General features: G+C 41.2%; 9 protein-coding genes. 6 read left to right on the top strand and 3 right to left on the bottom strand.

What is annotated here, in order from left to right; all coding sequences use genetic code 11:
• Positions 1–3 precede the first annotated feature (3 nt).
• On the bottom strand, positions 4–1,413 hold the full coding sequence (locus tag AC07UV_RS18575) for a DUF4270 family protein (RefSeq protein WP_282251755.1): 1,410 nt from the start codon (positions 1,411–1,413) through the stop codon (positions 4–6).
• Between the two features lie 119 nt (positions 1,414–1,532).
• Here AC07UV_RS18575 and AC07UV_RS18570 point away from each other — a divergent pair, with 119 nt between their 5' ends.
• Both AC07UV_RS18570 and AC07UV_RS18565 read left to right on the top strand, forming a co-directional pair.
• On the top strand, positions 1,533–2,966 hold the full coding sequence (locus AC07UV_RS18570; RefSeq protein ID WP_495184828.1) for a sensor histidine kinase: 1,434 nt from the start codon (positions 1,533–1,535) through the stop codon (positions 2,964–2,966).
• A 66-nt stretch (positions 2,967–3,032) separates the two neighbouring features.
• The gene (locus AC07UV_RS18565) at positions 3,033–3,707 is read left to right on the top strand and encodes a response regulator transcription factor (RefSeq protein WP_495184827.1); all 675 of its coding nucleotides are present in this window, start codon (positions 3,033–3,035) and stop codon (positions 3,705–3,707) included.
• A 25-nt stretch (positions 3,708–3,732) separates the two neighbouring features.
• Here the strand turns inward: AC07UV_RS18565 and AC07UV_RS18560 are convergent, their stop codons facing one another.
• The gene (locus tag AC07UV_RS18560; protein ID WP_495184826.1) at positions 3,733–6,474 is read right to left on the bottom strand and encodes a TonB-dependent receptor; all 2,742 of its coding nucleotides are present in this window, start codon (positions 6,472–6,474) and stop codon (positions 3,733–3,735) included.
• A 176-nt stretch (positions 6,475–6,650) separates the two neighbouring features.
• Between AC07UV_RS18560 and AC07UV_RS18555 the strand changes: the two genes are divergently transcribed.
• Both AC07UV_RS18555 and AC07UV_RS18550 read left to right on the top strand, forming a co-directional pair.
• Positions 6,651–7,193 (top strand): TetR/AcrR family transcriptional regulator, encoded by a 543-nt coding sequence (locus AC07UV_RS18555; RefSeq protein ID WP_223581494.1) that lies wholly within the window; start codon positions 6,651–6,653, stop codon positions 7,191–7,193.
• A 269-nt stretch (positions 7,194–7,462) separates the two neighbouring features.
• Complete coding sequence (locus AC07UV_RS18550; RefSeq protein ID WP_495184825.1) at positions 7,463–9,169, top strand: glycoside hydrolase family 3 protein; 1,707 nt, start codon at positions 7,463–7,465, stop codon at positions 9,167–9,169.
• A gap of 120 nt (positions 9,170–9,289) precedes the next feature.
• Here the strand turns inward: AC07UV_RS18550 and AC07UV_RS18545 are convergent, their stop codons facing one another.
• Positions 9,290–10,837, bottom strand: coding sequence for a glycoside hydrolase family 10-like protein (locus AC07UV_RS18545; RefSeq protein ID WP_495184824.1), 1,548 nt, complete (start codon positions 10,835–10,837; stop codon positions 9,290–9,292).
• A 215-nt stretch (positions 10,838–11,052) separates the two neighbouring features.
• Here AC07UV_RS18545 and AC07UV_RS18540 point away from each other — a divergent pair, with 215 nt between their 5' ends.
• Positions 11,053–12,480: an L-serine ammonia-lyase gene (locus AC07UV_RS18540; RefSeq protein ID WP_495184823.1), complete on the top strand. Its 1,428-nt coding sequence runs from the start codon at positions 11,053–11,055 to the stop codon at positions 12,478–12,480.
• A 74-nt stretch (positions 12,481–12,554) separates the two neighbouring features.
• On the top strand, positions 12,555–13,361 hold the full coding sequence (locus tag AC07UV_RS18535; RefSeq protein ID WP_282251768.1) for an MBL fold metallo-hydrolase: 807 nt from the start codon (positions 12,555–12,557) through the stop codon (positions 13,359–13,361).
• The last annotated feature ends 391 nt before the right edge of the window (positions 13,362–13,752 follow it).

The raw sequence follows: 13,752 nt of genomic DNA, 5'->3' as shown, positions 1-13,752 counted from the left end.
AAATTATTGAAATTTAGTATAAAGGATGTTTAATTTAATTCTTGGATCATTACCATCTTTTGCCAATATCAACCGATTCGCTGTACTTGATAGCTGTGGAGGTATTGCTACTGAAGTCCCACCTACAGTTCCAACTGGTACTGGCAATGGGGGTAAAGATAGATATAATGAAGTGTTTTTATATGCTGTTGTTTTAATTTTATTTAAATAATCAATCAAATTAAAGGTGTATTTACCATTTGCGTCTCCAATTTTAATCAATCGGGCCACTTGCATGGCGTTTGCAGTCTCTAATGATGCTAAGGCACTAACAGGCGTCCCTTCGCTATTTGCGACCATAAGGACCAAATTACTTGGTTGCTCATAGCCTTCCAGCGGGTTGTTTTCTGCTTCAATGACAAGTTCCACCTTATTTATTGAAATTGTTGGATCATTGACCAATGATAATAACGTAGGGAACTCAATTTTCGCTACAACACCACTTGAACCTTCCAAGAATGTATTTCCGTCGGTTTTTTCAACATCAATCTGCGGATTTGATAGCGTCATAGATGCAAATTTTGTCGCAGAACGATCTGTCTCAATTTGGTTATATTGGTATGCTTTGCTGTCGATAGCAAAAAACTGTTTGCCTTTTGTCTTGTTTCCTTCATTGTTTTCAAAAGAATAATGTACCTGAAGGAAAACGGTATCTTTAAAGCCGATAAGCGCTGTATTGTTATTATCTGGAACAAGCGCTAACCCTTTGAAATATTCTTGAAAACTAGTGTTATTTTGAATCCTGATATCGCCATCTTTGATCAATCTAAAAAGTTCATTGCTAATGGTACTATTGAATTTAAAGAACAATGAATCTGTTGATTTGACACGTGGGTTAAAGGAAAGCTCTGCTAATGGCGTGTTTTCATAAGCAAATTTTTTATTGCTGAATATACTGGCTGCAGTCACATAAAATGGTCGTGCGGTCGTTGGCTGTGTTGGATCAATTGGTGTCAGGGTGATATCTTCCGTAACACGATGAACAGCGATTTTCTGAACTTTGGTTGTATCACCAGCATAGTATTTGTTCGGACTTAGAACCAAAGACACAGAATCCAATACCGCATCATCTGGAATGGCGGTACTGTTTATTGTACCAATTCCCAAACGCATATAAGAAGTTGATTTGACACTACCAGTGACAGCATTGCTATTTTTTCCTACAAGAATCGTCCCCGTATTTGAAGTTGGAAGAGGATCCAATTGGTAAGTGGAAACTTTCACGGAAACAGTATCAATTGGTACTACGCCAATCGTTTCATCTCTTGAGCTATCCAAAGAAAGTGAAATGTCTTTATTACAACCGACAAAAGCTGCCAACGTAAAAAGTGGAAGTAAAAATTGTATACTACGTCTCTTAAAGTTTTTGATCATATTAATTTTTGAATAGTGCAAAAGTAATCAATGCTTACTGTTAATCAGTGTTATATTTTGTTAAATATGGTTAATTACCACAGCGATTGCAAATCTAGTAATTTAAATTTGTTTTCATTATGGGTAGAAGATTTAAATTGCTGATCAGCTTGATCGTTTTAATAGGCACAGGAATCACCATTGTGCTGGGCATCTGGCTTTACGGAAGTTATACCAATCGGCGGGATCTTTTTCTGTCTACGGCTGAGCGGTCGCTCTTTAATGCGGTGCAGGAGGTATACCAGGCAGAAAATGGTGATCAACGATTGGATGGGCCTGAGACCGAAAGAGATCAGCTTCTCAATGACGTGAAAAAAGAACTTCTACCTGCGGTACCGGAGACGGAGCTTGATCAGGCTTTGCAAAGGGTACGCGCCCGCCAGCCGCGCAAAGAACATGCTTTTCGTGGCGATCCTGATCGAAAAGGTAAAATGTATTCCAAAGATCGTGATCATCAGAATGCCATTATTCCACCCTTTTTGTTCCGTGATTTTGAAATGAACAAAACGAATCTAGACCAGATCGACAATAAATTCAAGGAATCACTGAGCAATAAAAGCATTTCCGTACCCTATGAACTAAGTATCGTAACCATTCCACGTGAACAGGTGAAAGATGTACGTCGCGAATATCGGGAAAAGAACCTGGCCTGGACCAGACCGATGATGGTCAATCCCCTAAAGAATGAATTCCTCGTTGTCAAATTTCAGGAGGATTGGAAATATCTGCTGTACAGCTTGAGCTGGCAATTACTGATTTCGCTACTGTTGATTGGGCTTTTGTTAGGAACCTTCTTTTATCTGATGAAAACCATTTTTAACCAGAATAAAATGGCCGAGCTTCGAAAGAACTTTGTTGACAATATGACCCATGAACTGAAAACTCCAGTATCCACCGTGATGGCAGCGATTGAAGCCATACAATTATACGGGGTGCGGGAAGATAAGGTAAAGATGGACCGTTACCTTGATATTTCAAAAAAGGAACTTGAACACCTCTCCGGCATGATTGAAAAAGTCTTGCAGATGGATATTGACGCCTCTCGGGGAATTGTATTGCAACGGTCGGATTTTGATATTGTCGCGATGGTGGCAAGTGCGATTGAAGTGGCTCAGCTCAATAAAACAAAAATAGTCGAGGTGGAGCTCTTTGCTGATCCTAGATCGATCCAGATCAAAGGAGATGAGTCCCATCTGAAAAATGTTATCAATAATCTATTGGAGAATGCCATTAAATATGCTGGACCGCATGTTAAGATTAAAGTTGAAATAAAAGGGGCTAAGGAACATGTTCAGATCCATATTACGGATAATGGCAAAGGTATTGCAGCAGAATACCATCAGCAGATCTTCGATATGTTTTTTAGGGTACCTTCGGGCAATCTACATGATGTGAAAGGTTTTGGACTGGGGCTTGCTTATGTCAAGCAGGTTGTAAAACGCCATGAGGGCAAGATCAGTGTAGAGAGTGAGCTGGAAAAAGGGAGTATTTTTATGATCAGGTTACCATATTAACCTAAAGAAAGCGACCTTCAACATAACGTTAGTATAGAAAAACATTATTATTGAACAACAGGAATTATGATTAATATTTTATACGTAGAAGACGAACCGAGTCTGGCGATGATTGTTGCAGATAGTTTGGAGGCCAATGGCTTTCAGGTTGTACACTGTAACAATGGAGAGGAGGCCTTGGAATCTTTTAGCATAGCGAAACCGGATATTATGGTCGTAGATGTGATGATGCCTGTCATGGATGGGTTTACCTTGGCGGCAAAAATCCGTGAGATGGATACCTTGCTTCCCATTATCTTCTTAACAGCTAAAGTGCAGACAGAAGATGTGGTCCGGGGATTTCGTCTCGGGGGAGATGACTATGTCAAAAAACCGTTTAAAATCGAAGAATTGGTCGTAAGGATAGAGTCCTTGTTAAAGAATAGTCCCAAGATGCTGTTTGGACAGAAACTGATGATCGGTGATTATACACTGGACAGTTTGAAGCACCAGCTGATTTATCAGGAGGAAATGCTCAAGTTGTCTTTTCGTGAAAGTGAGCTCCTCCGTAAACTCTACGAACAGAAGGACAAGGTAATCCCTAGAGAAGAGATCATGCGTGCTTATTGGAGCCATGATAAGTACTTTACAGGACGAAGCCTAGATGTATTTATTAGTCGTATTCGAAAGTATTTAAGTCAGGACCCAAGGGTCAAAATTACCAATATACGGGGGGTCGGATATATGCTTACAGTGGATTGATAACAGCGTTCCACGTGGAGATTTTTTATTCTTTTCGCATTCGATTAGCCTTCCCGCCCATACCCCGTATATGATAGGTGAAACTTAAGATTGCATATCGGGTAATTGCATTGGATTGGGATACGCGTACCCAAAGGTCATTGACCTGTTGATTGATGTTTTTATTGTCATTAAAAATATCAAAAACCGTTAAATTGATCTCTGCATTTCTCTTTTTGAACAGCTTCTTGCCGACGGAAACATTCCATAATAAACTTGTCGTACTGGGCGCGTTAAGAATACTTCCGTTGTACAGGTAATTGAAAGTCGAATTTAACGTCCAGCTGTGTAATAACGTCAATGCGATGGAATTGCTGATGGTATGTTTATAAACAGAATAATTGGATTTTTCAGTTGCCGAATTTTTTGAATACGATAAATTCCCATTATAATCCAATCCGATGATCAGCTCCTTGCTGAAGGCTGTGTTCACACCGACGCGTTGATTTATACCGTATGTCTTTGCATTAACTTTCTCTAGATTCAACAAGGTAAAGTTCTGATTGAAATATAGATTATTATTCAGGTTGACATTGAGTTTTAAAGGTTCGATGCGATAACCGAGACTATTATGCCACTTTAAATTGTAGACCCCGTCAAAATTTTCCGGTTTGATATATTGGCCTCCTGGTCCCAGTATGACATCATTCTCAATGGTAAATGCCGAATCAGTTGTAAAGATCGTGTTTGAAATCTTGTTCTGAATAAAATCGGCTGTAAAGTCTGATGTAAAGCTCCGGCCAGAAGCCTTATTGATAGACCTAAACTGCATGACCAGGTTATGATCATATTCCTGTTTTAGGTTCGGGTTGCCCGAAGTAATGCGTAGTGGGTTCTGATTATCGATAAAATCCTGTAGCTGCTCAATGGCAGGTGTATTCGTTTTGGCATTATAGCGCAACTCAATACGTGTTTCCTTGTTGAAATTATACTGGAAATTCAAGTTTGGCAGCAGGCTATTGAAATGGCTCTTTGTTTTTAATTTGTTCGGAAATAGCTTGTCATTTGTCTGATTGGCGGTCTGGTAATCCAATCCAATTTGAAACCGTATGCTATCTTTTTTATTGAATAAATAGGATACCCCAGCACTATGGTAAACGAAGTCATTGCGAAATTCATTCGAAAGGCGGTTTTTCAACTCCCCCAATTGTTCGGTTTCCGCCAGGAATTCATACGTTTTACGGTCAGAGTAGCGCACCGTATTTCGGAAGGTGTAATTACCTTGCAGACGCGAGTATTTATTCAGCATCTCCGTATAGGCAATTTTTGAGCGAAAGCCATTATTGTCACCATTTGAGTAATTACGATTGTTTGCGGTGTCAATTCGACTAAACTCCCCATTTCTATAATAGGTATTCAAGGCATAGTTCGCAGCATCCCCCTTGTTCGTGCTGAAAGAACCATTAAAATTGACGCTAATAGTTCGTCCCGGTTTGTTTAGCCTGCGCATATAAGTCAGATCCCCACCCCAGTTGAAATTTTCGCCAAAACTACTGTTGTTCCTGTCGGATTGGTTGAGCATTTCGCTCAGGTTTAATAAGGTACTGCCCAGCGAGCTGCTATGCCTATTATTGCTCTGGTAGGAGAAATTGGGCTGTATGTCCAGCTTTTGAATAGAATCTATTTTCCAGTTCGCCCGCAGGGAGAAGGCGTGATTATTTGTGTAGGTGCTGCCAGATTGCTGTTGATTGTTGATCTGGTTGGCTCTATTGCCTGCAGTGTATTCCGTTTTGTTTTGGCTGATGGTATTATTGTCGGTATAGTTGTAGGTGTAATTGGCGTTGAAATCCATCCGGTCCGCAAAAAAACGGTCGAGATAGTTAAATCCAGCATTGAAACGTGTTGTGACGCCCTGTCCTGTACGCCCACGTATGTTGCCTCGTGGCGCAAAACCATTGGGCTGATTGACGTTATTGGTATTGATATCTATGGAATATTGACGCTTTGGATTCATTTTGGTAACCTGCGTATTGATCGCATACTTCTCATCCGGACCAGCTCCGCCACTGATTTTGCCAAAATATGATTTCCTTTTATCCGGTTTGGTGACAATATTAATCACTTTCATGCGCTTGCCATCATCAAATCCACTGAATTTCGCTTGTTCGGTTTTGTCATCAATAAGCTGCACTTTGGAAATGACATCCGCGGGTAAGTTTTTAAGGGCCACTTTTGGATCAGTGCTAAAAAACTCACGACCATCAATGATAATCTTACTTACGGCTTCCCCCTGCGCCTTTACATTACCATCTTCGTCAATTTCTACACCTGGGATCTGTTTGACCAGTTCGTCAGCATCTGCAAAATCAGGTGTAACATATTTTTTGGCATCAAATTCTAACGTATCGCCCCGTACCTGTACGCTCGTCGGTGAGATGCTGATTTCGTCCAGCACGATCTCCGAGCTGTTGAGCTTAAAGTTGATCTCGGCGGTTTTACCTACTAATTTGATCTTCCGAATATCTGCCGTATAGCCCATTGGCTGTACCGAAATCAGATAATCACCATTGGGAAGTGCGACACTGGTAAACTTGCCCAAGATATCCGTTGGTGTTTGCAGTTTACTGGAGTCTTTTAAGGCAATGATCGTAATACTGGCTCCCGAAATTGGTTTTGAACCGTTGCTGTCCATGAGCTTCCCTGAGATATATTGCTGGGCAAAAGCATTCATCTTTAACAGCATTAAACTAAGCGAGAGGATAACGATTGTCCAGGTCTTGATTTTCATTGGTTGATGATGTCTGCGTGGTTTTAGGCGCTGTTGTTGGTTCTATTTTTTTATTTGTCAAATTTATGCGACTATTTGATACGAATTACTATCATTTTAGTTACAATAATCCTAACTGAACGGAAAGATTAGATATATTTGCAGTAGAATTAGAAATCAACTGAACGGCATAGTATATGAAAGAAAGTGTTTTGAGTAGAAAAGAGCGTATTATGAAAGAAGCATTACTGCTTTTTTCAGACCAGGGCTATACCAATACGTCTACCAAAACAATAGCGCAGAACGCTGGCGTTTCTGAGGCTTTGATATTCAAACATTTTGGAAACAAAGATGCACTCTTGGTCTATTTGATCAAATCCGGATATCGCAAGGTCCTGACCCATCACCGTGGGATGATGACCTATCGTGAACCCAAAGACTTCTTACGTACCATGATCAATCTTCCCAATAAGTTGGTCAGTGCTGAACCGATATTCTGGAAATTGCAGGAACGACTGTCACATCATCCCTTTTCCAAACAACAACATGAGCAGTTTATGAAACCAGTGCAGCCGATTATCCATCGTGCTTTTGAGGAACTGGGTTATGAAAATCCTGAATTGGAAACGCAGTTTCTCCTCTTGATCATTGATTCATTTTGGAAAAAGGAAGCTATTGGCGAATTGGAGCATGTCATGGAATTGACCCTGTTTCTGGAGAAAAAGTATAATTTGATTTAGTCTATTGTATTGAGTTTTTGTATTTAGATTCTGGCTGTTCAAGCTTACTGCAGATACTTCATCCCTAAACCGGTTCTCGACAAAATCAACGATAGACAACGGGTACATCCGGCACCACTTCTCACTTCTTAAATCATTATATTGCTCGCTGTTGCGCTTAAATTGCGTCTTGTCGCGTGTTTCAATAAAATTGTTGCAAAAACAATTTCATATTATCCAAAATAATAACGTTATTAGTATTCTATTTAAGACATTATACAAACTAATTTATGTTCAAAAAATTCAGTCTGGGCCTATTGGCATTGGCCAGTGCGCTATCATTTGCGAAGGCACAGGACAAGAAAGATTTTGTAAAATACATCAATTCCCAGCATGATTGGGTAGATGCCGTATTTAATACCTTGACTCCAAAGGAAAAAGTTGCGCAGTTGTTCCTTGTAAGGGCGCATACTAATCTTGGTCAGAAATATATTGATTCGGTCGCGCAGGTTGTTCAAGATGAACATCTGGGTGGTCTGGTGGTTTTCCAAGGCGGTCCCGTACGTCATGTGGACATGTTCAATCGTTATCAGTCTTTATCTAAAGTGCCGTTAATGGTAACCTTTGATGGAGAATGGGGGCTTGGTATGCGTATGCCGGATTCTACGTTATCATTCCCTTATCAGATGACACTCGGTGCTGTGCAGGACAATCAATTGATCTATCGCATGGGACGTGAGGTTGCGCTAGATTTTCATCGTATCGGTATGCATTTCAATTTTGCACCAGATGTGGATATCAATAATAACCCGAAAAATCCGGTCATCGGTATTCGTTCTTTTGGCGACAATAAATATAATGTCACCAAAAAAGCAAAAGCTTATATGGACGGTATGGTGGATGGTGGTATCTTGGCTTCCATTAAACACTTTCCGGGACATGGCGATACAGATGTAGATTCACACTATGACCTGCCTCAACTCCCTTTTGATAAAACCCGATTGGATACACTGGAAATGTACCCTTTCAAAGAACTTATTAAAGCCGGTGCACCAGCGGTTATGGTTGCGCATATGAATATCCCTGTCTTGGATGATACTCCCAATATGCCGTCTTCTATTTCTAAAAAGGTCGTTACAGACCTATTGCGAAATGAGCTTGGCTTTAAAGGCTTAACAGTGACTGACGCGATGGACATGAAAGGCGTCAAAAAATTCTTCCCGAATGGTGAAGCCGATGTTCAGGCAATCATTGCCGGACATGACCTCCTTGAGGTATCCGAAAATAGTAAACGCGCGATTGACCTTATTCTGAAAGCAATCGAAGAAGGTCGGATTTCACAGACAGATATTGATGCACGCGTGAAAAAAGTATTGGCTGCTAAACTATGGTTAGGCCTAGACAAATACCAGGCAACCCCGCAGCAGAATCTGTATGCCGATTTACATAGAGCGTCTGCAGTTCAGCTGATTGATGAGTTATCCAATGCTGCTATTACAGCCCTCAACAGCTCCGAAAAATTAAAATCCTTTAAAAAGGATCAGCCTACAGCGATTATCAATGTCGGTGTTGCTGTCAATCAAACATTCCAGAACGAACTGGCGGCGGGATTGACCAACGAAACACAATATTTTGTGCCAGACAGCTTGAGCAAAGATGATATGAAACGTCTTGTGAAAGAAATCAAGAAAAACAAGCAATACATCATCGCTGTACACGATACACGACTACGTCCACGTCCTACAATGCAATTGAATGAAAATGTGCAGGACCTGATGAAGAAATTTGCAAAAAAATCCATCTTGACCCTATTTACAAATGTATATGCATTAGATGGCGTAGAAGCATCCAAGAAAGCGAAGACAATTTTGCTAGCTTATCAAAATGATGCTTTTATGCAGAAAGCTGCTGCCAAAACGATATTGGGACAAAATACTCCTAAAGGAAAATTGCCTGTTACCATCAATAAAAAATTCAAGTACGGACAGGGCAAATAAGGTCGCTATAAAATCACACCAATAAAAGAGCCCTCCCGGATAGCTGTGCTGTTGTCATCAGCACAGCTATCCGGGAGGGCTCTTCTTATTTTTTGTCAATGCTAATCGTTCTTACGAAGATTAGGTCTCCTCATTTTCTTCCCGACTGTCAGAAGGACGACTTTCATTTTTCATCCGGTCTATTGCGGTGACGACATATTTATAACGTTGATTCTGTTTGATGTCATCATCCGTATATTGGAGTTTATCGGCATCGAATGTGATAAAGATAATTTTGCTAGGATCTTTGATATTGACCCGCTCACCTACGACAAATCGATAGACGACATAGCCATAGGCTGATTGACCATCGCTGGCTACATCCGGTTTCTGCCAAAAAAGTGTATTCATTTTTCCGTTAGCGGATGATTTTACCAGCAATCCGAAAGGAGCGTTTGGTGGGATGCTGTCCAGCCAAGGCATTGTCGGGGGTAAAGCAGGGGTACGATACAAGTCATTTCGCATGGAGTCTTGTAGTCCAGCCAAGTTGTCCATGAGCGATTTGGAACTGAAATATATACTTCCTTCCACATCATGTTCTTCGCGTAGGTGGCGTACCTGTCGGGGGATCTGACTTTTGTCGGTCCATCCGGTCTTATTTTCTGTTACCCGGTAGGCTCCATGACCTACATAAAAATGCCGACCATAGGTATGTCGTTGCCACCAGGATACCAGAACCTCATACGCCGCTGCGCGGTTTTTAAATGGAAAGTAGATTTGTGGATTGATATAGTCGATCCAGCCTTCCTGCATCCATTTTACACCATCCGCATAGAGCTCCCGATACGCACTTAGCCCACGTGTTTCCGAACCAATACTATTGTTTTCCTTATTATCCCATACACCACATGGACTGATCCCATATTTAACATGAGGTTTTATTTTTTTTATGGCAATGCCGAGGTCGCGCACGAGCATGTTCACATTATTGCGTCGCCAGTCTTCAATATTTTCGATGCCATTATTATACTGGGCAAAAGTCAGCTGATCCGGGACGGATGTACTCCGGCTATCGGGATAAGGGTAAAAATAATCGTCAAAATGAATGCCATCCACATCGTAATTCTTGACAACATCCATAATGACATCGATGATATATTTACGGACATCGGGCAGTCCCGGGTTGAAAAGCTTTTTTCCTGCGTATGTAAAGAACCATTCGGGGTGACGTTTGGTGATATGGTCCTCTGAGAAATGTGCGGGATTCAATGTGGTCGAGGCCCGATAGGGGTTGAACCAGGCATGCAGTTCCATGCCTCTTTTATGTGCTTCCTCAATGGCAAATTCTAAAGGATCATAAAATGGGGATGGGGCCTGACCCTGTTTTCCTGTCAGGTATCTGCTCCAAGGTTCACGACCTTTACCATAAAAAGCATCTGCTGCAGGCCGTACCTGTAGAATGATTGCATTTAAACCCGCACTACGGTGCTGGTCGAGGAGGTCTATAAATTCCTGCTTTTGCTGGGCAACATTATTGCCGGCTCTGACCGAAGGCCAGTCTATATTACCTATGGTTGCAACCCATACACCACGAAACTCTCGCTTAGGTATTTGTTGGGAATATGTTCTGATCGAAAATAAACAGATAAAAAAGGCAAAAAAAGAATATAAATATGTTTTTCCCGTCATTCTATAAATTGTAGCCAACAAAGATAGGGAAGCATTTCTTACTTTTTCCCTAAAAAATGTAAGATGTTTGTTGGATACTTGTTAAAAGAATGTCAGCTTGGTTTTCAAATTGATAATAATGCAAATACAGGTAACATTGTACACTTATTTGTGCTAATTTAGATGCGGTTTTCACAAAAGCTATGCAAAGCGAGCTAACCGCAACAATAAAGATTATGAGCAAAGAACAAATATCCGTTTTTGATATGTTTAAGATAGGTATCGGACCATCCAGTTCGCATACCTTAGGTCCTTGGCGTGCAGCCCAGCAATTTACCCATGTCCTCAAGACAAAAGGTGTATTGAATGAGGTCGATCAGGTCAAGATTTTGCTTTATGGATCTTTAGCCAAGACCGGTGCTGGACACGGTACAGATATCGCTGTTCTGCTTGGACTGAGTGGCGATGATCCGGTTACCTTTGATGTAGATCAGGTGACACCAAAGGTGGCGCACATCAAAGCGGTAGGAGAACTGGTAGTTGCAGCTGAGCGCACGATTCCATTCTCCTATCAGGAAGACCTTCTGTTTTTGTACACGGAGAGTTTGCCCTTCCATCCAAATGCCGTTACTTTTCAGGCTTTCCTATCGAGTGGTAAGGCCATTACCGAAACCTATTATTCAATCGGTGGTGGATTTGTCGTTCAGGAAAATGATACCGAGAGTGTATTATCCGAAGTAGATCTTCCTTTTCCAGTGGATACCGCACAGGAGCTACTGCACTGGACGATGAAAACAGGCTTGAAAATATCAGAACTTGTTCTTGAAAATGAGTGTGCATGGCGGGAGGAAAGTGAAACTGTTGCTGGTGTCCTGAATATCTATAAGACGATTTATGAATGTATCTATCGTGGCTGTCACACTGGTGGTACACTGCCCGGAGGCTTGAATGTAGAACGGAGGGCTGCGAAATTAAATAAAAAATTGATGCAGGGGCGTAGCTACCAAGATTATGAATCATGGATAACTGCAATTCGTGAAGGTGGACAGAATTTTCAATATATCCTAGACTGGGTAAGCTGTTTTGCGCTTGCTGTCAATGAAGAAAATGCATCGTTTGGACGTGTTGTTACTGCTCCTACCAATGGCGCTTCGGGGGTAATACCAGCGGTTTTACAGTATTATATTACTTTCCATGACGGTATGCGAGAAAATAAAATTGTGCAGTTTATCCTAACAGCTTCGGAGATCGGATCCATCTTTAAAAAGAATGCGACTATTTCAGCCGCCATGGGTGGTTGTCAGGCAGAAATTGGGGTATCCTCAGCAATGGCTGCCGGTGCGCTGACGGAGGTGCTGGGTGGATCACAACGCCAGGTGCTGATGGCTGCGGAGATCGCAATGGAACATCACCTCGGATTAACCTGCGATCCTATCGGAGGACTGGTACAGATCCCTTGTATCGAACGCAATACCATGGGGGCGATAAAAGCAATTACAGCAGCGCAGCTGGCTTTACAGTCAAATCCCGACAAAGCCAAAGTAAGCTTGGATACAGTGGTCAAAACCATGTGGGAGACCGCTTTGGATATGAACGCCAAATATAAAGAAACTGCAGATGGCGGCTTGGCGGTCAATATCCCATTGAGTTTGCCGGAATGTTAAGGTTAAACTGATTTTTCTTGTTTTTTGTATCTTTGCTGTTGTAGAACATATATACTCATAATTAGTATACGCGAATGAAATATTGTGCAATCGCCTCCGGGAGTAATGGAAACTGTTATTATATAGCCAAAGATGATTCGGCTATCTTAATTGATGCTGGTATCAACAGTAAACATATTCATCTTCGGATGTATAATCTTGGGATTATTCCGACCCAGATTAAAGCAATTTTCATTACGCACGAACACTCCGATCATATCCGCGGATTGTCGGTTTTTGCAAAAAAATACAATCTACCCGTGTATATCACGAAGGGAAGTTATGAAGGATCCAGACTACATTTACCTTCCCACCTGGTCAATATCATTGCGCCCAATGAGGAAGTTGAAATAGGAGGACTTAAAATTTATGGGATCCCCAAATATCATGATGCAAAAGAACCCTGTAGTTTCCTTGTCTCTGATGGAGTTCATAATATCGGTGTGCTGACCGATATTGGACGGCCCTGCGAAAATGTGCAACATGTGATCCAACATTCGGATATTCTCTTGCTGGAATCCAATTACGATGAAGATATGTTGCATACTGGAAGATATTCTTATTTTTTGAAGAATAGGATTAGCAGCGGATGGGGGCATCTTTCCAATCGTGTTGCGGTTGAACTATTCAATCAATATAAAACCGATCGTCTCAAGCATCTGATCTTAACACACCTCTCCGGTGAAAATAATACGGTCGATCTTGTTCATACGACATTTGAGCCCCATTGTGAGCATATCAAACTTCATGTGGCTACACGCTATCAGGAAACGGAATTGTTTGACATTACCCATATCTTAAATAAACAGGCGGTTTCATCGCCGACGGCCTGTCTTGGATAGTTAAGCTAAGTACTGCTTCTAATAAAGCGACCGTCACTCCTAATAAAGTCAACGACCATTTCACTTTTATTGCTGATACTGATCCGATATGAATGCTGCTACATAAACAGGCGGTTTCATCGCCGACGGCCTGTCTTGGATAGTTAAGCTAAGTACTGCTTCTAATAGAGCGACCGTCACTCCTAATAAAGTCAACGATTACTCTACCTTTTTTGCTGATATCAATCCGCTATGGGCCCCCTATTGGCGCGACTTAAAGAAACGGGCCAGCTGATTTTATTGATCAATATCTTGTAAGTTGTTGTTTTACAGGGGGATTTTTTAAAAAAATCAAAGATAACTCCATAAGTAAAAAAATTAAAATATAGTTGATATCCAAATAATTCCTTTT

Source organism: Sphingobacterium sp. GW821-FHT03E03 (genome assembly GCF_059420745.1).
The sequence above is the reverse complement of the archived record's forward strand: the minus strand, read 5'-3'. Positions and strand labels throughout refer to the sequence as shown.